At 69.6% G+C, this 20,641-nt stretch carries 19 protein-coding genes; 8 read left to right on the top strand and 11 right to left on the bottom strand.

Annotation, left to right across the window (positions count from 1 at the left end):
• Genes pgl through tkt form a run of 6 tightly spaced genes read right to left on the bottom strand, consistent with a single transcriptional unit; the run spans position 1 to position 8,139 of the window.
• A complete protein-coding gene (pgl, locus tag AB0M48_RS28865; protein ID WP_363847888.1) occupies positions 1-780 on the bottom strand; it encodes a 6-phosphogluconolactonase in 780 nt (259 codons plus the stop codon).
• Positions 777-1,793, bottom strand: coding sequence for a glucose-6-phosphate dehydrogenase assembly protein OpcA (gene opcA / locus AB0M48_RS28860; protein WP_363847885.1), 1,017 nt, complete (start codon positions 1,791-1,793; stop codon positions 777-779). The genes pgl and opcA overlap by 4 nt, the downstream gene beginning before the upstream one ends.
• Positions 1,790-3,277, bottom strand: coding sequence for a glucose-6-phosphate dehydrogenase (zwf, locus tag AB0M48_RS28855; RefSeq protein ID WP_363848536.1), 1,488 nt, complete (start codon positions 3,275-3,277; stop codon positions 1,790-1,792). The genes opcA and zwf overlap by 4 nt, the downstream gene beginning before the upstream one ends.
• Positions 3,278-3,327: 50 nt before the next feature.
• Entirely contained in the window at positions 3,328-4,914 is a 1,587-nt protein-coding gene (locus tag AB0M48_RS28850; protein ID WP_363847882.1) for a glucose-6-phosphate isomerase, read from the bottom strand.
• Positions 4,915-4,939: 25 nt separating this feature from the next.
• A complete protein-coding gene (gene tal / locus AB0M48_RS28845) occupies positions 4,940-6,052 on the bottom strand; it encodes a transaldolase (RefSeq protein WP_363847878.1) in 1,113 nt (370 codons plus the stop codon).
• Positions 6,049-8,139, bottom strand: coding sequence for a transketolase (tkt, locus tag AB0M48_RS28840; RefSeq protein WP_363847875.1), 2,091 nt, complete (start codon positions 8,137-8,139; stop codon positions 6,049-6,051). The genes tal and tkt overlap by 4 nt, the downstream gene beginning before the upstream one ends.
• Positions 8,140-8,391: 252 nt before the next feature.
• Here tkt and AB0M48_RS28835 point away from each other — a divergent pair, with 252 nt between their 5' ends.
• From AB0M48_RS28835 to AB0M48_RS28825, 3 genes are read left to right on the top strand one after another with little or no spacing between them, the layout of a single operon-like run.
• Complete coding sequence (locus tag AB0M48_RS28835; RefSeq protein WP_363847872.1) at positions 8,392-9,312, top strand: heme o synthase; 921 nt, start codon at positions 8,392-8,394, stop codon at positions 9,310-9,312.
• A gap of 22 nt (positions 9,313-9,334) precedes the next feature.
• Positions 9,335-11,314 (top strand): hypothetical protein, encoded by a 1,980-nt coding sequence (locus AB0M48_RS28830; protein WP_363847869.1) that lies wholly within the window; start codon positions 9,335-9,337, stop codon positions 11,312-11,314.
• Between the two features lie 32 nt (positions 11,315-11,346).
• Positions 11,347-11,595, top strand: coding sequence for a three-helix bundle dimerization domain-containing protein (locus AB0M48_RS28825; RefSeq protein ID WP_363847866.1), 249 nt, complete (start codon positions 11,347-11,349; stop codon positions 11,593-11,595).
• A gap of 14 nt (positions 11,596-11,609) precedes the next feature.
• Here AB0M48_RS28825 and AB0M48_RS28820 read toward each other — a convergent pair whose 3' ends face one another.
• The 3 genes from AB0M48_RS28820 to AB0M48_RS28810 are packed head-to-tail and all read right to left on the bottom strand — an operon-like array spanning position 11,610 to position 13,980.
• Positions 11,610-12,263 carry an HD family phosphohydrolase gene (locus AB0M48_RS28820; RefSeq protein WP_363847863.1) on the bottom strand — a complete coding sequence of 218 codons (654 nt, stop codon included), beginning with the start codon at positions 12,261-12,263 and terminating at the stop codon, positions 11,610-11,612.
• 58 nt (positions 12,264-12,321) lie between these two features.
• Positions 12,322-12,969 (bottom strand): hypothetical protein, encoded by a 648-nt coding sequence (locus AB0M48_RS28815; RefSeq protein ID WP_363847860.1) that lies wholly within the window; start codon positions 12,967-12,969, stop codon positions 12,322-12,324.
• A 6-nt stretch (positions 12,970-12,975) separates the two neighbouring features.
• Positions 12,976-13,980 (bottom strand): hypothetical protein, encoded by a 1,005-nt coding sequence (locus AB0M48_RS28810; protein ID WP_363847858.1) that lies wholly within the window; start codon positions 13,978-13,980, stop codon positions 12,976-12,978.
• Positions 13,981-14,310: 330 nt separating this feature from the next.
• Here AB0M48_RS28810 and AB0M48_RS28805 point away from each other — a divergent pair, with 330 nt between their 5' ends.
• The gene (locus tag AB0M48_RS28805) at positions 14,311-14,844 is read left to right on the top strand and encodes an FKBP-type peptidyl-prolyl cis-trans isomerase (protein WP_363847856.1); all 534 of its coding nucleotides are present in this window, start codon (positions 14,311-14,313) and stop codon (positions 14,842-14,844) included.
• A 51-nt stretch (positions 14,845-14,895) separates the two neighbouring features.
• Here the strand turns inward: AB0M48_RS28805 and AB0M48_RS28800 are convergent, their stop codons facing one another.
• Positions 14,896-15,837: a quinone oxidoreductase gene (locus tag AB0M48_RS28800; RefSeq protein WP_363847853.1), complete on the bottom strand. Its 942-nt coding sequence runs from the start codon at positions 15,835-15,837 to the stop codon at positions 14,896-14,898.
• A 177-nt stretch (positions 15,838-16,014) separates the two neighbouring features.
• Here AB0M48_RS28800 and AB0M48_RS28795 point away from each other — a divergent pair, with 177 nt between their 5' ends.
• Positions 16,015-16,803: a glycoside hydrolase family protein gene (locus tag AB0M48_RS28795; RefSeq protein ID WP_363847850.1), complete on the top strand. Its 789-nt coding sequence runs from the start codon at positions 16,015-16,017 to the stop codon at positions 16,801-16,803.
• On the opposite strand, the gene AB0M48_RS28790 is transcribed toward AB0M48_RS28795, so the two are convergent.
• Positions 16,800-18,389, bottom strand: a complete 1,590-nt coding sequence (locus AB0M48_RS28790; RefSeq protein ID WP_363847847.1) for a DUF885 domain-containing protein — start codon at positions 18,387-18,389, stop codon at positions 16,800-16,802. The two genes, AB0M48_RS28795 and AB0M48_RS28790, sit on opposite strands and share 4 nt — an antisense overlap.
• 36 nt (positions 18,390-18,425) lie before the next feature.
• Between AB0M48_RS28790 and AB0M48_RS28785 the strand changes: the two genes are divergently transcribed.
• Genes AB0M48_RS28785 through AB0M48_RS28775 form a run of 3 tightly spaced genes read left to right on the top strand, consistent with a single transcriptional unit; the run spans position 18,426 to position 20,350 of the window.
• Positions 18,426-18,716, top strand: coding sequence for a hypothetical protein (locus AB0M48_RS28785; protein WP_363847844.1), 291 nt, complete (start codon positions 18,426-18,428; stop codon positions 18,714-18,716).
• Positions 18,713-19,561, top strand: coding sequence for a hypothetical protein (locus AB0M48_RS28780; protein WP_363847841.1), 849 nt, complete (start codon positions 18,713-18,715; stop codon positions 19,559-19,561). The genes AB0M48_RS28785 and AB0M48_RS28780 overlap by 4 nt, the downstream gene beginning before the upstream one ends.
• A 9-nt stretch (positions 19,562-19,570) precedes the next feature.
• Positions 19,571-20,350 (top strand): alpha/beta hydrolase, encoded by a 780-nt coding sequence (locus AB0M48_RS28775; protein ID WP_363847839.1) that lies wholly within the window; start codon positions 19,571-19,573, stop codon positions 20,348-20,350.
• Positions 20,351-20,641: the final 291 nt, after the last annotated feature.

Raw genomic sequence — 20,641 nt, 5'->3', positions numbered from 1 at the left:
CTAAGCCAGCGGTGGCTTGAACAGAGCCGGCACCGCGGAGGCGGCCGCCGAGTCCAGCAGCCACAACGTCCGGCGGCGACCGGTGGCACCGGCGGCGGGCAGGCGCACCTCGCCGGCACCGCTCAGCGCCATGGCCACCGCGGCGGCCTTGGCCTCACCGGTGGTCATCAGCCAGACCTCCTGCGCGGACCGCACCGACGCGAGCGTCAGCGACACGCGCGTGGGCGGCGGCTTCGGGCAGTTGCGCACCGCGACGACCGAACGCTCCTTCTCGTGCACAGCGGGAGAGTCCGGGAACACCGACGCCACGTGCCCCTCCTCGCCGACGCCCAGCATGCAGACGTCGAACGCGGGCACGTCGCCGTGGTCCTCCGGCCGGGCCACCGACGCCAGCAGAGCGGCGTAGGCCTCGGCGGCCGCCTCGGGGTCGTCGCCGAACTTGCCGTCCGACGGCTCCATCACGTGCACCCGCGACGGGTCCACCGGGACGTGGTCCAGCAGCGCGGCACGTGCCTGGGTCTCGTTGCGGTCCGGGTGCCCCGAAGGCAGGAAGCGCTCGTCGCCCCAGTACAGGTCGACGCGAGACCAGTCCACCGCGTCCCGCGCGGCGTTGCGGTTCAGGTGTTCCAGAACGGCGGTGCCGGTGCGGCCGCCGGTCAGCACGACGGACGCGTAGCCGCGCGCGGCCTGGGCGTCGACCATGCGGGTGACCAGGCGGGCCGCCGCGGCGGCGGCCAGGAGGTCGCCGTCGCGGTGCACCACGACTTGCGGGTTGCTCACGAACCGGCCTTCGCCTTCGACTTCTTGGGAGCGGCACCGTTGGTGGCCTCCGCCGGGGCCGGGGCGGGAGCCTCGTCCTTCGGCGACGGCGTGCGGCCCTTCACGACCTTCGCGAGCGACCTGAGCGCCGCCGCGTAGACCTCGTCCGGGTCGAGCCGGCGCAGTTCCTCGGCGAGGCAGTCGCGCACCGAACGACGCTGCAGCGCCACCCGGCGGGAAGGCTGGCCCGGCTGGGTCAGCGTGCCGACCTTGCCGTCCGGGCGCAGCAGGTCGACGGCGCCGGAGGGACGGCCGAGCCGCACCTCCACGATGCCTTCGCCCGACGTCGCCTTGTACCGCTTGGCCGGAACCTTCAGCCGGTCCGTCAGCCACGCGGCGAGCAGGTCCGTGGACGGCGAGTCGGCCTCACCGGTCACCTCGGCGTCCACGACCTTCTCGTACGGCGGCAGGTCCAGCGACGAGGCGAGCATGGCGCGCCACAACGTCAGCCGCGTCCACGCCAGGTCCGTGTCGCCCGGCGCGTAGTGCGCCCGCCGGGACTCCAGGGCCTTGATCGGGTTCTTCTCGGCCGCGGCGTCGGTGATGCGACGCTGCGCGAGCTGGCCGATCGGGTCCTTCGACGGCGAGACCGGCGCGTCGAACGGCCACCACGCCACGACCGGGGTGTCCGGCAGCAGCAGCGGCATGACGCACGAGGCGCCTTCCTTGGCCAGTTCCCCATAAAGCCTCAAAACAACAACTTCCGAGGCTCCGGCGTCGCCACCGACGCGGATCTGCGCGTCCAGGCGAGGTGCCGCCTGGCGCGCGCCGCGGGCCACGACGATCACGCGGCACGGGTGCTCACGCGAAGCGTCGTTGGCCGCGTCGATCGCGGCGTCGGTGCGCTGGCCGTCCTCGGTCACGATGACGAGGGTCAGCACGCGCCCGAGGGTCGTCGCACCGCCTTCGTCCCGCAGCCGGACCAGCCGCGAGTTGATCTGGGAGGTGGTGGTCGAGGGCAGGTCGATGATCACGGACGCCTCCACTGCCTTCCGGTCCTGGCGGTCATCGTCTCCGCCGACGGCGGGCCCCAGGTTCCGGCCTTGTACTTCTCGAGAGCGGGTTCGTCCTTGCGCGCCCAGAAGTCGAGGATCGGGTCCAGGATCTCCCAGGAGAGCTCGACCTCGTCGTTCTTCGGGAACAGCGACGGCTCGCCGAGCAGGACGTCCAGCAGCAGCCGCTCGTAGGCCTCCGGCGACGACTCGGTGAACGAGTGGCCGTAACCGAAGTCCATCGTGACGTCGCGGACCTCCATCGTGTTGCCCGGCACCTTCGACCCGAAGCGGATCGTCACGCCCTCGTCCGGCTGAACCCGGACGACCAGGGCGTTCTGGCCCAGTTCCTCGGTCGCCGTGTCGTCGAACGGCAGGTGCGGCGCCCGCTTGAACACGACGGCCACCTCGGTGACGCGGCGGCCCAGGCGCTTGCCGGTGCGCAGGTAGAACGGCACCCCGGCCCAGCGGCGGGTGTTGACCTCGCAGGTGATCGCGCCGAACGTCTCGGTCTTCGACTCGGGTGAGAAACCGCCCTCCTCGAGCAGCCCCGGGACCTTCTGGCCGCCCTGCCAGCCACCGGTGTACTGACCGCGCGCGGTGGTCTCCTCGAACGGCTCCGCGGGACGCGTCGCCGAAAGGATCTTCACCTTCTCCGCCCGCAGGTCGGCGGGCTTGAAGGAGACCGGCTCCTCCATCGCGATCAGCGCGAGCAGCTGCAGCAGGTGGTTCTGGATGACGTCGCGCGTCGCGCCGATGCCGTCGTAGTAGCCGGCGCGGCCACCGAGACCGATGTCCTCGGCCATGGTGATCTGCACGTGGTCGACGTAGTTCGAGTTCCAGATGGGTTCGTACAGCTGGTTCGCGAACCGCAGCGCCAGGATGTTCTGCACGGTCTCCTTGCCGAGGTAGTGGTCGATGCGGAACACCGACTCCTCGGGGAAGACCTCGTTGACCGTGCGGTTCAGTTCCTTGGCGGAGCGGAGGTCGTGGCCGAACGGCTTCTCGATGACGACGCGGCGCCACTGGTCCGGTGCCGTCTGGGCGAGACCCGCGCGCTTGAGCTGGTTGACCACCGTCGGGAACGCGCCCGGCGGGATCGACAGGTAGAACGCGTGGTTGCCGCCCGTGCCGCGCTCGGCGTCCAGAGCCGCGAGGCACGACGCGAGGTTGTCGAACGCCGCGTCGTCGTCGAACGTGCCCTGCACGAACCGGATGCCCTCGGCGAGCTGTGCCCAGACCGCCTCGTTGAACGGCGTCCGCGCGTGCTCCTTCACCGCGTCGTGCACGACCTTCATGAAGTCCTGGTCGGCCCAGTCGCGGCGGGCGAAGCCGACGAGACCGAAGCCCGGCGGCAGCAGACCCCGGTTCGCGAGGTCGTAGATCGCGGGCATCAGCTTCTTGCGCGACAGGTCACCGGTGACACCGAAGATGACCAGCGCGCTCGGGCCCGCGATGCGGGGCATGCGCTTGTCGCGCGGGTCCCGCAGCGGGTTGTGCCACTTGGCGGATGTGGTCACGAGCCGTCCTCCTGGACTGCCTCGACGAGCTGGGCCAAGCCGGCGATGCGGTCCTCGAGGTGAAGACGCAGCACCGGGCGACCGTGTTCGGCCAGGACCTGACCGTCGCCGAGCGCCTGCGCGAGCTGCAGCTGCGCCAGCGTGTAGGGACGGCCGGGCACCTCCAGGTCGTCACCGGACTCGCCGGTGATCTGGATGAACACGCCGTTCTGATGACCGCCCTTGTGGTACTGGCCGGTCGAGTGCAGGAAGCGCGGACCCCAGCCGAACGTGGTCTGCAGGTGCGTCCTCTTCGCGATCTCCGCACGGAGCAGCTCGAACGACGCGTCGTCGATCCTGTCCAAGTACGCCTGAACCGAGATGTAGCCGTGCTCGGGCGCCACTTCAACGATCGCCGCAAGCGCTTCCGCGACGGTGTGGACCTCGCGCGGCGCCCAGTCGGTGCCGTGACCCTGCACCGGACCGTCCACGAAGGACGGGACGGTGGCGGCGACGGCCGGCGCGTCGAGCAGCGCGCGGGAGGCCTTCTTCGCGGCCTCGACGTCGGGCTGGTCGAACGGGTTGATGCCGAGCACCCGGCCGACGAGCGCGGTCGCGTACTCCCACAGCAGGAACTGCGCGCCCAGCTTGCCCTCGACCGCGATGTTCGCCGACCCGGTGGCCGGTCCGATCGCGACGGTGGTGGCGTCCGTGCGCGCGTCCACGAAACCGGGAGCGCCGGGGCCCTCGACGACGACCGGCAGCAGGCCGGTGCCGTTCTTGCCGGTCGACTCGGCGATGAGCTGCTCGGCCCAGTCGCCGAAGCCGGCGATGCCGGACCCGGTGTCGGCGAAGATGATCTTCTCCGCGCCGTGCGCGTGCGCGGCTCCGAAGACGGCGGCCAGCACGACCGCCGGGTTGTCCGCGGAGTCCTGCGACACGACCTTCGCGACCTCGGCCGCGTCGTCGAGCAGCGCCTCGACGTCGGCGCCGGCCAGGTAGGACGGCACCAGGCCGAACGCCGTCAGCGCCGAGTAACGGCCACCGACGTTCGGATCGGCCAGGAACACCTTGCGGTAGCCCGCTTCCTCGGACGCCTTCTGCAGCGGCGAGCCGGGGTCGGTGACGACCACGATGCGCGACGCGGCGTCGATGCCGGCGTCGGTGAAGGCCTTCTCGAAGATCCGGCGGTGGCTGTCGGTCTCGACCGTTCCACCGGACTTGGACGACACCACGATCACCGTGCGCTCGAGATCACCGGCGAGAGCGTCGGCGACCTGGGCGGGATCGGTGGTGTCCAGCACGACCAGCGGCACGCCCGCGGTCCGCGTGATCACCTCGGGGGCCAGCGACGAGCCGCCCATGCCGGCGAGGACGACGCGGTCGACCCCCTCGGCGTGCAGTGCGGCGCGCAGCGCCACGAGTTCGGGGAGCAGTGCACGGGACGACTCGTGCAACGTCGTCCAGGAGAGGCGGATGCTCGCCTCGGACTCGGCTTCCGGCCCCCACAGGGTCGGGTCCTGCGCGGTCAGCTTGCTCGGCACCGAATCCGCGACCAGGTCAGCAGCGATGGTGCTGACCTGGTCGGCGTTCGGTGACCTCACGATTTCGACGGAGGTCACTTGGGTATCAGCCCTTCAGTTGAGCCAGTTGGTTCTTCACCGTCTCGAGCAACTCTTCCCAGGACTTCTCGAACTTCTCGACACCCTCGGTCTCCAGCGCGACGAACACGTCCTGGAGGTCGATTCCCACGGCGGCGAGCTTGTCGAACACTTCCTGGCCCTCAGCGGCGCGTCCGGTGACCGTGTCACCGGTGATCTTGCCCGCGTCGGCGACTGCCTGCAGCGTCTTCTCCGGCATCGTGTTGACGACGTCGGAGACGACGAGCTGGTCGACGTAGAGCGTGGGGGAGTAGCTCGGGTCCTTCACGCCGGTCGACGCCCACAGTGGACGCTGCGCGTTCGCGCCGTCCGCCTTGAGGGCCTCCCAGCGCTCGCCCTGGAACGTCTTCTCGAACGCTCCGTAGGCGATCCACGCGTTGGCGAGAGCGGCCTTGCCCTTCAGCGCGGTCGCCTCGTCCGTGCCGATCTTGTCGAGCCGCTTGTCGATCTCGGTGTCCACACGGGACACGAAGAACGACGCGACCGAGTGGATCGAGCGCAGGTCGTGGCCGTTCGCCTTGGCCTGCTCGAGGCCCGCGACGTAGGCCTCCATGACCTTCTCGTACCGCTCGACGGAGAAGATCAGCGTCACGTTGACGGAGATGCCCTCGGCGATCACCTTGGTGATGGCCGGGATGCCCGCCTCGGTGGCGGGGATCTTCACCAGCAGGTTCGGCCGGTCGACTGTCTTCCACAGGTCCTGCGCCTCGGCCACGGTCTTGTCCGTGTCGAACGCCAGGCGCGGGTCGACCTCGATGGAGACGCGGCCGTCCACACCACCGGTCGAGTTGTAGATGTCGCGGAACTTGTCGCACGCGTTGCGCACGTCGGTCGTGGTGACCTCGCGGATGGTCGCCTCGACGTCGGCGCCGCGCGACGACAGCTCCCGCACCTGCTCGTCGTAGGACTCGCCCTTCGACAGGGCGCCCGCGAAGATCGTCGGGTTCGTCGTCACGCCGACGACGTTCCACTCGCGGATCAGCTCGTCCAGGTTGCCGCTGGTGAGCCGTTCACGGGACAGGTCGTCGAGCCAGATGGAGACACCGGCGCCGGACAGGGCGGCCAGATTCGGCTTGCTCACTTGTTACCCCTCACGTTGTCAAGGGAACGGCGTGCGGCGGCGACGACGTTCTCCGTCGTGAAGCCGAACTCCTTGAACAGGACCTGGTAGTCGGCCGAGGCACCGAAGTGCTCGATCGAGACGATCTCGCCGTTGTCGCCGACGTAGCGGTACCACGGCTGCGCGATGCCGGCCTCGACCGCGACGCGCGCCTTGACCGACGAGGGGATGACCGACTCGCGGTACTCGGCGTCCTGCTTCTCGAACCAGTCGATGGACGGCATGGAGACCACACGCACTGCAACGCCCTCGCCCTGCAGGACCTTCCCGGCCTCGGCGGCGACCTGCAGCTCAGAGCCTGTGCCGATGATCACGATCTCCGGGTTCTCGTCACCGAAGAGCACGTAACCGCCGCGCTTCACACCCTCCGCGGAGGTGCCCTCCAGGATCGGCAGGTTCTGCCGGCTCAGCGCCAACCCGACGGGGCCGAGCTGCTCGATGACGGCCTTCCAGGCGAACGCGGTCTCGTTGGCGTCACCGGGACGGACCACGGCGAAGTCCGGGATCGCGCGCAGGGCGGCGAGGTGCTCGATCGGCTGGTGCGTCGGGCCGTCCTCGCCCAGGCCGATGGAGTCGTGCGTCCACACGTACGTGACGGCGGCCTGCATGATCGCCGCGAGGCGCACCGCGGGACGCATGTAGTCGGAGAACACGAGGAACGTGCCACCGAACGGACGGGTCGGGCCGTGCAGCGCGATGCCGTTGAGGATCATGCCCATGGCGTTCTCGCGAACACCGAAGTGCAGCACGCGGCCGTACGGGTCGGCGCTCCACATGCCCGTGGAGATCTCCGCGGGACCGAAGGACTTCGCGCCCTTGATCGTGGTCAGGTTCGACTCGGCCAGGTCGGCCGAACCGCCCCAGAGTTCGGGCAGGTGCTTGGCCAGCGCGTTGATGACCTCACCGGAGGCCTTGCGGGTCGGGATCTCCTTGCCGCCCACCTCGTACACGGGGAGGTCGGCGTCCCAGCCCTCGGGCAGCTCGCGCGCGACCAGGCGGTCCAGCAGCTGCTTGGCCTCGGGGTTGGCCGACGCCCACGCGTCGAACGACTTCTGCCACTCGGCCTTGGCGTGCTCGCCGCGCTTCACGACCTCGCGGGCGTGCGCCAGGACCTCGTCGGCGACCTCGAAGGTCTGCTCGGGGTCGAAGCCGAGGATCTCCTTGGTGGCCTTGACCTCGTCGACTCCCAGCGCGGCACCGTGCGCGGCACCGGTGTTCTGCTTGTTCGGCGCCGGGTAGCCGATGATCGTGCGCAGCAGGATGAACGACGGCTTGTCGGTGACGGCCTTGGCCTTCTCGACCGCCTCGAGGATGCCCTTGACGTTCTCGCCGGACTCCACGACCTGGACGTGCCAGCCGTAGGCCTCGTAGCGCTTCGCGGTGTCCTCGGACAGCGCGATCGTCGTGTCGTCCTCGATGGAGATCTTGTTGTCGTCGTAGAAGACGACCAGGTTGCCCAGCTGCTGCGTGCCCGCGAGGGACGAGGCCTCGGAGGTGACGCCCTCCTCGATGTCGCCGTCGGAGGCGATCACGTAGACGTGGTGGTCGAACGGGCTCTGGCCCGGCGCGGCCGACGGGTCGAACAGGCCGCGCTCGCGGCGGGCGGCCATGGCCATGCCCACGGCGGCGGCGAGGCCCGAGCCAAGCGGGCCGGTGGTGATCTCGACACCCCTGGTGTGGCCGTGCTCCGGGTGACCCGGCGTCTTCGAGCCCCACTTGCGCAGGTGCTTGAGGTCGTCGAGCTCCAGGCCATAGCCGGACAGGAACAGCTGGACGTACAGCGTCAGGCTGGAGTGCCCGGCGGAGAGCACGAACCGGTCGCGGCCGATCCAGTCCGCGTCCGCGGGGTCGTGCCGCATGACGCGCTGGAACAACGTGTACGCGAGCGGTGCGAGACTCATCGCCGTGCCGGGATGGCCGTTGCCGACGTTCTGCACGGCGTCCGCCGCGAGCACGCGCGCGGTGTCCACGGCGCGCTTGTCGAGGTCGGTCCAGTCGTCAGGCAGATCGGCCTTGGTGAGCCGGGCGATGTCGTCGGTGACGGTCACGGACTTACAGCTCCAAACTTGTCGCTAGGGCGGGTGCCCAGCTCGTTCGGAATCGATCCCGAAGAGCCTCACCCGCGTCTCTCCCACGTCCTCCGGCCAGCCTAGTCCTGAGAGATTCAGAAGTTGCTCTGAAAGGTCTCAGGCACGTGTGTGCCGGGGCACACCAGCACCCGAACGGGCTGTGAATTCTTTACGCGGTTACCATCAGTCGCTGGATTTCACACCTGTCTCAACACGAGGAGCGTTCCCGCGATGAGTGCCGTCCTCGAGGCCCCCAGGTCGCCTCGCCAGGTTGTTGGCGCTTACGTGGCGCTCACCAAACCGCGGGTCATCGAGCTCCTGCTGATCACCACGATCCCCGCGATGCTCCTGGCCCAGCACGGCCTGCCGCCCCTGTGGCTCATCGCCTGCACCCTCACCGGCGGCACCCTCGCCGCGGGGTCGGCAAATGCCCTCAACTGCTTCGTCGACGCCGACATCGACTCGGTCATGAAGCGGACGGCGAGCCGCCCGCTCGCGCACAACGCCATTCCACCGCGCAACGCCCTGATCTTCGGCGTGGTGCTCGGAATCGTCTCGTTCGCGTTCCTCTGGATCTTCGTCAACCTGATGTCGGCCGCGTTCGCGGTGGCGACCATCCTCTTCTACATCTTCGTCTACACGCTGGTGCTCAAGCGCCGCACCTCCCAGAACATCATCTGGGGCGGCATGGCGGGCTGCATGCCGGTGATCATCGGCTGGTCGGCGGTGACGGGCACCGTCGAGTGGCCGGCCCTGGTCATGTTCGGCGTCATCTTCTTCTGGACCCCGCCGCACACCTGGGCCCTCGCGATGAAGTTCAAGGAGGACTACGCCCGAGCAGGCGTGCCCATGCTGCCCGTGGTGGCGACAGCTCAGCAGGTGACGCGGCAGATCGTGATCTACAGCTGGATCACCGTCGTCTGCACGCTCGCCCTCGCGCCCGTCACCTCCTGGATCTACGTGGCGATCGCGGCGCTGTCCGGCGTGTGGTTCGCCGTCTTCGCGCACAAGCTGCACAACGTCGTCCGCCGCGGCGGGTCCACGAACACCATGAAGTTCTTCCACATGTCGAACCTCTACCTGATGCTGGTGTTCTGCGGTCTCGCCGTGGACGCCGTCGTCGGGTTGCCGGTGCTGGGCTGGCCGTTCTAGCTGCACCTCCAGTCGTACGGCTGTGGCGCCCGTTGAGTTCACCGTCACCGGTGGTGAAGGTTCACCACTGGACTTCGTCGCGGCGCTGACGCCCGCCACCTCGCTCGTCGTGCTCACCGATCCGGGCGGGTGGGCGCAGGTCAGCCGGGGGCTGGCCGTCGGATCGGCCACGTCCACCGCGGTCGCGACCCAGGTGCGGGTCCTGAGGTTCGCGGTGCTCGACCTCCGGCACTTCTCGTCGGCCTCGTCGCTGCCGTCGCTCTCGGACGTGCCCGGCGACGTGGTGGCGCTGCACGACACGCGCTCGTGGGACTCGGCTCCCGTGGTCGCGTCGTTGCGCGCGCTCGGCCGGCCGGTCGTCCTCTTCACCGCCGTGCACACCTGGGTGTCCGGCGTGGACACCGCGTCGGTGGTCATGGGGTGGAGCGCGCCGCACGTCGTCCTCGCCGCGCCGCTCGGTGGTGGTGAGGCACGGGTCGAGGACGTCCTCTGGCAGTTCCGCGAGCTGGAACGGCGCGGGCGGATGACGTACACGACCCTGCCCGCGCCGCCCGTGGTCGCGGACCGCGCGGTGACGGTCATGGTCGCGTTGCCCGGAGCCACCGAGGGCATCGCCGGGGCGTTGCGGCCGGGCGCGGACTACGAGGTGTGGGCGCGCGTCGGGGCTCATCCCGTCGTCCTGCCGGCCGACCTGGAGCTGCGCGCCGTGCTCAGCATGTCCGGCCGCCCGGGGCAGTCGGAGTCGTTCGTGCTGCCGGCCGAGGGGCCCAGTTCGTGGGTGAGCTTCGAGGTCACCACGCCGTACGCCGCCGTGCCCTGGACCGGTGAGCTGGTCGTCTACCACGGTGTGGTGCCGGTGCACGTCCAGCAGGTCGTGCTGCCCGTCGGCGCGGGTGAGCCGCGTTCGGTGCCGCGCCTGAAGCTCTCCCGCACGTTCGCGGATCTCCCGGCCCCGCGCGCGGTGTCGGTCCTGGAGCTCGGCGACCGGGCGCTGGTCGCGGCGGGAGGGGTGCCGTCGTGGATCAGCCTGGCCGGCCCCGTGCTGTCGCTGCCCGAGTCGTCGGGGCTGGATCCCTGGTACGGCAAGGACTTCCCGGCCTACTGCGCGGATCTCGCCTTCCTGGCCCGGCAGGGCGCGGCGGCGTACTCACGGCTGTTCGGCGAGAACGGACCGGCCGACGCCGTCCGGCACGCGGCGCGGGTGACGGGCCGCCCGGCCGGGGTGATGGTGGCGTCCGCGGCGTCCGGTCCGGTGCGGTGGCCGATGATCTACGACCTGCCGTTCGCCGACGGGCCGCACCGGTTGTGCCCCTCGGTCGGGCAGTTCGGGCCGTTCGGCGCCGGGGGAGAGGTGCCCGCGCACTGCCCGGTGCCCGATCACAGCGGGAACGTGTTGTGCCCCTTCGGGTTCTGGGGTCTGTCCAGTGTGCTGGAACACCCCGTCGGACCGCTCGTGCAGCGGATCCTGCCGCGCCCGTGGCCGTTCGAGGTGGCGATGGCCGTCGACGCCGGGATGGACCGGTCGCTGACCGAGCGGCACGTGACGGAGCTGATGTCGCAGGTTCCGCCGGAGTCCGTGACGTCGGCGTACGTCAGCCCGGCCGAGCTGGGACGGGCGCTGGCGGACGAAGTCATGGACGTCGTGCACCTGCACTTCCGCGAGGGTTTCCTCGACGCCGAGGAGATCGCACGGTGGGACAACGAGGGCGTGTGGCCACAGCCGCATTGGCCCGTGCGCAAGCCGTTGGTGGTGGGCACGACACCGATGAACGGCCTGGTGCGCTCGTTCGTCGAGCACGGCGCTTCGGGCGTCATCAGCCCCGAGGTCGCCGTACCGCAGGACATGGCCGGCTGGGTGACGGGCATGCTGCTCTCCCGGCTGGCCGCCGGGATCAGCGCCGGCGAGGCGTTGCGGCAGGTCCGGTGGGAGATGCTCAGCCGCGGCAACGTCCTGGGGCTCGCGTACGCGCTGCACGGAAGTGCCGATCTCCGGGCTCGCTGAACCGCGGGCGGCGACTGGGCGTTTACCAGGGCATGCTGAACTCGGAAGCCCAGCTGCGGCAAGCGGTCGGCGAACTGGTCCGCCGCTTCGGTGATCGCGTGCCGGGTGACCTGATCGTCGACGTCGCCGTGGAGGCGTATGTCGACCTGCGGCGCGCTTCGACCGTGCACTCCTATCTCGGCGTGCTCACCGTCCGGCGTGCGGCTCGCGAACTCGCGTTCACCGCTGTCGGCGTGACGATGCCGCTGCAGCAGACCGTGGGCCTCACGCCTGCTCGCTGAGTTTCAGAACGTGCTCAGGAAGCCATCTTGGTCAGCAGGTCCTCGACGCACGGGTCGTCGAGGGACTCGACGATGCACTTCCACAGCAGGAGGTTCGTCTCGGCCCACTTCGTGTAGGTCGCGGCGGCCTCCGAGTCGTAGAAGTAGTAGCCCTCGTCGGCCTTGCCCACCTGCTCGCCCACGATCTTGTACGCGAGTTCGCGCAGGGTGATGCCGTTCTCCTGCAGGTACTTGTGCGCCAGCACGACCGGCGTGACCGGCAGCGCCTTGAACAGCGTGTCCGCGTCGGACAGCGCCTGCGCCTCCAGCGAGATGTCGCGGGAGCGGGTGCGCATCTCGGCCTCGACGACGATCCGCTCGATCCACTCGATGTCGCCCTGCGAGACACCGGCGACGAAGAGGACCTTCCGGCGCAACGCCGCCCCGTCCGTGGGCAGCGAGTTGCGGCGGACCATGTAGTTCAGGTCGTGCACCAGTGCGGCGACCTCCACGACGTCCCGTGCGGCGCCGTTGCGTTCGGCGAAGTGCACGGACTTGTCGCGGACGAAGCTCACGTGGTGCCACCCGTGGAACTGCAGCTTCGCGGCCAGGTCCTCGCACAGCCGCCTCACGCGCTGCTCCACGTCCGCTATGACAGACCTCGGGATCATCGTGCGCGTACGCATCATCAGCCCTCCTGACAAGGTGGGCTGATGGTAGGCGTGTCGCGGTGCCCCCGGCGGGGCTTCAGAGGTGGTTCGTCAGATCCTCCAGCCGGTCCTCCACCGGCACGTGGCGGTGGCTGATTCCGGTGTCAGGGTCGTAGCTGAGGCTCCACGGGTTCACGGCACGTGACTTGACCAGGAACGTCATGGTCCCGTCTGCTGCTCGCGGGATGCGGTGGAACTCGTGCGCGAGCATCGTTCCGGTGGCGCCCTCGGTGCACTGGGTGCGGTTGGTGAGTTCTGTGCCGACGATGGTGCGGCCGCCGATGCCGAGCCGGGCGTCGAAATGTTCGTGCAGGTAGGCGCCGCTCAGGATCGTGGTGCAGAAGTGGTAGCGGTGGTTGTGCACCGAGTCGGCGTACCCGGCGCGCCAGTCGGCCAGCGGCTTGTACTCGTGCAGCCAGAACGTGAACGGTTCATCGGCCTCGTCGCGGAGGCACCATGCGAAATGCGTCGTCGTCTCGCGTGAGTGCGCGATCACCCAGGTCGCCTGCTGGGGTGTGAGCCCGGCGATGTACGCGCGCAGCTCTTTGCGCAGCTCGGGGCGGGCCGCCCAGTCGGTGAACCAGGTGCCGACGTCGGCCCAGTGGTCCTCGACGGGAAATTCGGCGCGCTTCACCCGGGCGGCGAGCTCCTCGAGCGCGGACAACCCGGTGAACTCGGCTAGCAAGATCGATCAGCTCCTCAACTGAGCAGATGCGGAGAATTCGCGACGGAATGCGTGGAACTTGCCTTCGAGTTCCGTGAAGCCGTCTTGGGTGAGAGTCTCGCCGGTGATCTTCTCGAACAACGCCATGAAGTCGGTTCGCGTCGTCCCCGGCGTGATGGCGAAGTGGTAGCCGGCCTTCGAATTGCTGATGCGCAGGAACTCCGCGCGTTCCATCGCGTAGAGGAACGAACTTTCGGTGAACCTGAGCGTGCGCGGATACGGCCTGAGCACTCCCGCGGTGTTGCTGTAGAGCGTGAGCCACGCGGAGTCGTCGAACAACTCGAGCCGGTCGAGCGGCGGATCCGAAACGATCGTGACGTCGATTCTCGTGCACCGGCTGCGAGCCGCGTAGAGCCCGACGAGCCCGATCCCGATCTGCTCCTTGAGCCGTTCCTGGATCTCGTCGTAGTCGCCGTCCGCGCCCTCGTTGCGCAGCAGGTACCGCGCGCGCCCGCTGATCGCGTTGTCGTCGCGCGGGTCGGCCAGCACGGCCCTGAGCTCGCACTCCGTCTGGCTGAGCAGCACCCGGCCCGCCGCGTACCGGCCGGCGAACCCGCGGAAGCAGTACAGCCGCGTCCGTTCCAGGTCCTGCATCATCAGCTGGTTGAACACCGGGTCCGGCTTGGCGGTCGGCTCGAACACGTGACTGGGGAAGAACTCCCGGTCGAGTGCCCGGTACTCCTCGGTGAGCTCTTTGAGCGCCTTGCGGCTCTCCTCGATGACCGGGGCCAGCAGAGCCTTCTGCGCCGCTTTCGACGTGATCAGCGTCTGCGTGAAGCTCACCACCGCCGAAATGAGCGTGCCCGTACCCAGGGCCGTCAGCAGGTTTCTCGGTGCCCCGGAATCCATTTGACTGGAAATGGCGAGCGACGCACCCGACGTCACCACGAGTATGAGGAGGAGCAACCCGGTCCGAGTCCAGAACAACTCCTGGATCAGGTTGCTGCGGATGCCTCCGGCCTCCGCGGACACGTGTGCCACCTCCCGGATCACCAGATTGGCCGCTACCCGAACGGACGAATGCGCTGGGTGTCCGATCAAGTGCGAGGAGTTACTGTACGCGTCGGTCAAAAGATAAGGAAGCTGCTATTCGTGCGACATTCCCGACCGGAATAAGCGCCCGTGAGCGCAGTCGGCGACCTGTACTCGTGCACTTCGGTGACGCCCCGTCGCCGCGGCCCCCGAACGTGTCGGATGAGGGTGACCACCCCACCCACATGCACCCGTGCCGGGTGTCGTGCTCCGAAGGGCCGCGCGGGTTGCTACACGCCGCTCACACCCGTCGGAATACGCTCACCCACCATGCGTAACGTCCTGCTCATCGCTTCTGTGGCGCTCGCGGCCACCGGCCTCGCCGGGTGCGCCGGGTCGGCCCAGCCCTCGGCCGGCGGATCGGCGCCGACCGCCGCCGCGCCCACGAACCCCTGCAAGGCCGACGACTTCAAGGTCACCGGCGACTTCGGCGCGGCGCCCAAGGTCGAGATCCCGAGCTGCAAGCCCACCAGCGAGCTCATCATCAAGGACCTGGTGGTGGGCACCGGCGCCGAGGTGAAGGCGGGCACGACGGCCACGGTCAACTACCAGCTCACGACCTTCTCCGACAAGAAGGTGCTGGACAGCTCCTTCCAGCGCGGCAAGCCGTTCGACGTCGAGAACGTCGGTCAGGCTCAGGTCATCGACGGCTGGAACGAGGGCATCGTCGGTCTCAAGGAGAAGGGCCGCCGCCTGCTGATCGTGCCGCCGGACAAGGGCTACGGCCAGGGCGGTCAGGGCATCAAGGCGAACGAGACGCTCGTGTTCGTCATCGACGGCGTGAAGGTCACCCCCGCCGCCTGATCCGAAAAGCGGAACGGCCCCCGGAGCACCGGGGGCCGTTCCGCGTCGGACTCAGGGCAGGAGCAGGAGCTTGCCGGTCGTCCTGCGCGACTGCAGGTCGATGTGCGCCTGCGCCGCCTCCTCCAGCTCGTACCGGCCACCGATCCGGATGTTCAGCTCGCCGGACGTGATGGCGGAGAACAGGTCGGACGCCCGCCAGTCGAGCTCGGCGCGGTCGAGCAGGTAGGCCCCGGTCGACGGCCGCGTCAGGTACACGGACCCGGCCGCGTTGAGCCGCTGCGGGTCCACCGGCGGCACCGGCCCGGACGAGGCCCCGAACAGGGCCAGCATGCCGCGCGGCTTCAGCGACGCCAGCGACTGGTCGAAGGTGTCGGCGCCGACCCCGTCGTAGACGACGTCGACCTTGGGGATCTGCGAGGCGAAGTCCCCGTACCGCAGCACCTGGTCGGCCCCGGCCTCACGGGCCAGCGCCTCCTTCTCGTCGGTCGACACCGTCGCGATCACGGTGGCCCCCTTCGACTTCGCCCACTGCGTCAGCAGCAGGCCGACGCCGCCGGCCGCCGCGTGCACCAGCACCCGGTCGCCTTCCTTCACCACGTACGTCGAGTGGACCAGGTAGTGCGCGGTGATGCCCTGCAGCAGTGAGGCCGCGGCCAGTTCGACGTCCATCCCGTCCGGCACCCGCACCGCCGACGCGGCCGGCACCACGACCTCGGACGCGTAGCTGCCCAGCACGCCCATCCACGCGACCTTGTCACCGGCGGCGAAGTCCGCGGAGTTGCTCGTCACGACCTCGCCGGCGCCCTCGAGTCCCAGGGCGGTGGGCAACGGCAGCGGGTACTGGCCGCTGCGCTGGTAGGTGTCGATGTAGTTGACGCCCGCGGCGCTCACCTTCACCAGCAGCTCGCCGTCACCGGGCACGGGCGACGGCACGTCCGTGTGCTCCAGCACCTCGGGGCCACCGGCCGAACGCACCACCACTGCCTTGGGCATCTGTCCTCCTTGATCGACTCAACCCGGTCAACTCAGGCCATGAGCCCGATGTTCCCGCTTCCACCGAATGGGAATCCGCCGCGTCCCTCCAGCATGAGGGCATCGGTCTCGCTTCGCCCGGCTGCTTGCGGTGCTACCACGGCGACAGACAGCGCCGGGCGTGGGTATGACCGGTCCATGCGAAAAACATCCCTGCTGCTGATCGCGTTGCTGCTCGTCGTGGGAGCGCTTCCATCCCACGCCGCCTCCGCCAAGAAGGGCGTGAACGCCGCCGACGACCCCGGCCCGGCCGGCGCCGCCATGACCGCGCTCGACGCCCGCTGGTACTACACGTGGGCCTCGGACCGGCGCGGGATCCAGAGCAACGCCGAGTTCGTCCCCATGATCTGGGGCGCGGCCAACGTCACCGACGCCGAGCTCGCCACGGCGAAGGCCAACGGCCGGCAGTTGCTGGGGTTCAACGAACCCGACATGGCGGGCCAGGCGAACATGACCGTCGAACGCGCGCTGGACCTGTGGCCACGCCTGCAGGGCACCGGCCTGAGGCTCGGCGCGCCGGGGGTCGCGTTCGGCGGTGACGTCGCGGGCGGCTGGCTCGACCGGTTCATGGCGGGGGCGAAGGCGCGCAACCTCCGCGTCGACTTCATCCCGATCCACTGGTACGGCCAGGACTTCTCCGACAAGGCCACCGGACACCTGGAGTCGTACCTGCGCAACGTCCACAACCGCTACCAGAAGCCGATCTGGCTCACCGAGTACGCGTTGATCGACTGGCGCTCCGGCCGCGCGGTCTACCCGACCCAGCAACAGCAGACCGCGTTCATCACCGCTTCGACCAGGATGCTCGACGGACTGTCCTTCGTGGAGCGGTACGCGTGGTTCACGCTGTCCACCAAGACCAGCCCTACCGGTCTGTCCACCGGTACGGCGCTGACGGCCGCGGGCCGCGCCTACGCGCCCGCTTAGTCCTCCTCGCCGAGAGCGACCCGGCGCGCGAGCCCCAGCGGCAGCGCGCCGGACCCCGCGATCCGGTCGTGGAAGTCGCGCAACGAGCCGAGACCCGCGGCCAGGTACTCGTCGCGGATCAGGTCGATCTCCAACGCGCCGGTCAGGTACGACGGCGCCTGCGTCGGCCACGCGCAGTACCGCTTCACCTCACCGGCCGCCGTGCCCGGTGTCAGGGCCGTGCGCGCCACCATGAACGACTCGGCTTCGCCGGGGGTCATGTCGCCGCAGTGCAACGCCGTGTCGACGATCATCCGCGCCGCCCGGAACAGCCGCGCCTCGACGTGGCTCATCAGAGCGCCCCGGGAGGTGTAGTACCCGACCGAGCGCAGCAGCTTCTCCGAGTACAGCGCCCAGCCCTCGGAGAAGTACGACGTCCGGAACACCTTGCGCAGCGGGTGCGCCGGGCCCTGCGCCGCCAGCCACGCCGAGTGCCAGTGATGGCCGGGGTAGGCCTCGTGCACCGAGATCGTCGGCAGCTGTGACCGCGAGTTGGTGCGCAGGCGTTGCGTGATCTGCTCGTCCGACGCGCCGTCGGGCGTGAACGGCACGAAGAAGAAGCCGGTCCGCTTCGAGGTCAGCGCCGGCGGCCCGAGGTAGCTCGCGACCGCCATGATCGCCCGCTGGAACGGCGGTGACCCGACGACCTGGCACTCCTCGCCCTCGGGCATCGTCACCAGCGAGTGCTCGACCAGCGCGGCGCGTGCTCGTGAGGTCTCCGCCTCGTACTCGGCGCGCATCGCCTCCAGGGTCGGCGGGTGGTCGTCCTGCAACGAGCTCATCACCGCACGCCAGTCCGGCGACCCCGCCAGCTCGACCAGTTCGGCCTCCAGCGCCGCGTAGGCGTCCTGCCCGCGCTGGTGCAGCTCCGGTGCGCCGTAGCCCAGCAACTCCTTGTCCTGCAACATGGCCGAGTAGAGCTTCTCGCCCATCCGCCAGTCGCCGGACGCCCGCACGGCGAGGTCCTCCAGGAACACCGCGTGCCGGTCGAACGCGTCGGCCGCGGGGCCGGCCGCCTCGGCCAGCGTCGCGCGCAGCTCGGGCGACGACACCTGCTGCGGGAGCTGGTCCAGCAGGAACGCCCGCCCCGTCCGCACCTGCCCGAGCGTGCGCAGCACGACCAGTGACGACGCCAGCGACGCGTCGAGGTTCGCCTCGGCGGCGGCGAGCACGGACGGCACCTCGCGCAGCTTGGCGACGGTCGACGTGACGAGATCGGCCTCGGGCAGCAACCCGTGCAGGAACGGCCCCAGCAGTCCGAAGAAGATCATCCCGGTGTACTCGTGCGGGTCCCGCCGCCAGCCCGGCCACGCGTCCATCGCCGACGCCCCGCGCAGCACCGACACGGCGAGATCGCGGTCCACCGACCTGGGCGACGCCTCCAGCCGCGCCAGCCAGGTCTCCCTCTCCCCGGCCCGCTGCTCGAACGCCGCCGCGGAGAAGTCCCCGAACGTCGAGTAGTGCTCCAGCGAGCCGACTCCCGCGGCGTGCGCGGGGTGGCGGTCGAAGTACCACGAGAGGAACGACGTGAGCGTGTCGGTGGTCACCCGACCGAAGCTACCCGCTGGTTTTACAGTGTGGGGATGTCTGATCACACCACTCAGAAGCGCATCGCCGAGTTCGTGAAGGCCCACGGCAAGCCGGGCACGCCGGTCAGGGCCGTCGTCGAACCGATCGGCCGGGCGGGCGCGCGAATCGTGCTGGTCGGCGCGGACGGCGCCATGGGCGACGTGATGGTGAAGGACGTCGAGTCCGCCACCAAGGCCGTCGAGGCCGCGGACGACGTCGAACAGGCCGAATGGGACCGCGAGACGACCGCCGCCACCAAGATCGGCCCCGCCCACCGCCGCAAGATGGCCACGATGCAGTCATGAGGGTCGTGCTCGCCTCGTGCGACCGGCTGCCTGAGGGAGACGGTGACGAGGAGTCGCTCGTCGCCGCCCTCCGGCGCGACGGCGTCGACGTCGAGTGGCGGCCGTGGGGCGGTGAGGTCGAGGCGGACCTCGTCGTCCTGCGCACGACCTGGGACTACCCGGACCACCTGGACGAGTTCCTGGCGTGGTGCTCCGGCGTGCCCACCCTCGCGAACCCGCTGCCGGTGGTCCGCTGGAACATCGACAAGTCGTACATGGCCGAGCTCGCCGCGCACGGCGTCCCCGTCGTGCCCACCGCGGTCGTGCGGCCGGGGGAGGAGCCGGTCTTCCCGGACGGCGAGTTCGTGGTGAAGCCGGCGGTCGGCGCGGGGTCGCGCGGTGCCGGCCGGTTCACCGACCACGCCGCGGCCCGCGCGCACCTCGACTCCCTCGGCGTCACCGCGCTGGTGCAGCCGTACCAGTCCAGTGTGGATGCCCACGGTGAGACGGCGCTGGTGTTCTTCGCGGGCGAGTACTCCCACTCGTTCCACAAAGGACCGATGCTGGCCCAGGGCCTCGCCGAGGCCGAGTCGGGGCTCTACGTCGAGGAACGGCTGGGGAGCATCGAACCCTCGCCGCGCCAGGTCGCGCTCGCCGAGCAGGTGCTCGACGTCGCCGCGGAGCTGCTCTCGTTGCAGCGCGGCGACTTCCTCTACGCCCGCGTGGACGTGGTCGAGGGTCCCGGCGGGGAGCCGCTGCTGCTCGAACTGGAACTGACCGAGCCGTCGCTGGGCTTCAAGCTCACGACCGACGAGGCCGCCTCCCGGTTCAGCAAGGTGATCCAGGAAGCGGCCTCCCGGCGCTAGGGTCGGATCATGACCACCGCGAGCGTCAACGGCATCACGATCGGCTACGACGACGAAGGCACTGGCGACGACGTGCTGGTGCTGGTGCACGGCCATCCCTTCGACCGCACGATGTGGCGGCCGCAGGTCGAGCACTTCAGCACCGGCGGATGGCGGGTGATCGCAGCGGACCTGCGCGGGTACGGCGAGACCACCGTCGTGCCCGGCATCACGCCGCTGGACGTCTTCGCGGCCGACATCGCCGGACTGCTCGACCACCTCGGCATCGAGAAGGTCGTGCTCGGCGGCCTCTCGATGGGCGGGCAGATCGTCATGGAGTTCGCGCGCACGTTCCCCGAGCGCCTGCGCGGCCTGATCCTCGCCGACACGTTCGCCCAGGGCGAGACCGAGGAAGGCCGCCGCGTCCGCAACGACATGGCCGACAGGCTGTTGCGCGAGGGCATGTCCGGCTACGCCACCGAGGTGAAGTGGAAGATGGTGGCGCCGCACAACCCCGAGGCCGGCGAGTTCGTCGCGGGGCTGATGCACAACGCGCCACCGCAAGGCGCGGCAGCGGCGTTGCGCGGCCGCGCGGAACGGCCGGACTACACGGAGACGCTCACCGCGATCACCGTGCCGACGCTGGTGATCGTCGGCAGCGAGGACGAGTACACCCCGGTCAGCGCGGCGCAGTACATGAGCGAGCGCGTTCCGGGTTCGACACTGGTCGTGGTCGACGGCGCCGCCCACATGCCGAACCTGGAACGTCCCGCGGTCTTCAACAAGGCCGTGGAGGAGCTGCTAGCTTGAGTTTTAACCTGTTCGGCGGGGTCTCGGGTTGGTGGACTTCTTCTTGTTGCCGTGCTGGGGTTTCTGTTTGTTGGTGCTGGTGATGGTGTGGACGTCGTGTCGTGTTGCGGGCTGGTGGTTGGGTTGTCCGGCGGGGCGTCCTGGGCCGGGGCGGGAGGGTTTCGGAACAGCGGCCGGACAGGTGAGTTGTGGGCGCAGGTTCCGAAATCCCCGGCGGACCCGTGCCGGGCTCAGTCGTTGGGCTGAGCGGGGTTTCTCCCAGGGGCGGCGCAGGTCTGCGGTGAGGTCGCG

The organism is Lentzea sp. NPDC051208, assembly GCF_040682435.1.
Classification (GTDB): domain Bacteria; phylum Actinomycetota; class Actinomycetes; order Mycobacteriales; family Pseudonocardiaceae; genus Lentzea; species Lentzea kristufekii.
Note: the sequence above shows the minus strand (reverse complement) of the source record. Positions and strands in the feature narration are given on the sequence as shown.

Coding starts and splice junctions, on each gene's coding strand:
- AB0M48_RS28795 (WP_363847850.1), top strand. CDS start 16,015: ATGCGAAAAACATCCCTGCTGCTGATCGCGTTGCTGCTCGTCGTGGGA.
- AB0M48_RS28785 (WP_363847844.1), top strand. CDS start 18,426: ATGTCTGATCACACCACTCAGAAGCGCATCGCCGAGTTCGTGAAGGCC.
- AB0M48_RS28805 (WP_363847856.1), top strand. CDS start 14,311: ATGCGTAACGTCCTGCTCATCGCTTCTGTGGCGCTCGCGGCCACCGGC.
- AB0M48_RS28825 (WP_363847866.1), top strand. CDS start 11,347: ATGCTGAACTCGGAAGCCCAGCTGCGGCAAGCGGTCGGCGAACTGGTC.
- zwf (WP_363848536.1), bottom strand. CDS start 3,277: ATGCCCCGCATCGCGGGCCCGAGCGCGCTGGTCATCTTCGGTGTCACC.
- AB0M48_RS28835 (WP_363847872.1), top strand. CDS start 8,392: ATGAGTGCCGTCCTCGAGGCCCCCAGGTCGCCTCGCCAGGTTGTTGGC.
- AB0M48_RS28820 (WP_363847863.1), bottom strand. CDS start 12,263: ATGATGCGTACGCGCACGATGATCCCGAGGTCTGTCATAGCGGACGTG.
- AB0M48_RS28800 (WP_363847853.1), bottom strand. CDS start 15,837: ATGCCCAAGGCAGTGGTGGTGCGTTCGGCCGGTGGCCCCGAGGTGCTG.
- AB0M48_RS28775 (WP_363847839.1), top strand. CDS start 19,571: ATGACCACCGCGAGCGTCAACGGCATCACGATCGGCTACGACGACGAA.
- AB0M48_RS28780 (WP_363847841.1), top strand. CDS start 18,713: ATGAGGGTCGTGCTCGCCTCGTGCGACCGGCTGCCTGAGGGAGACGGT.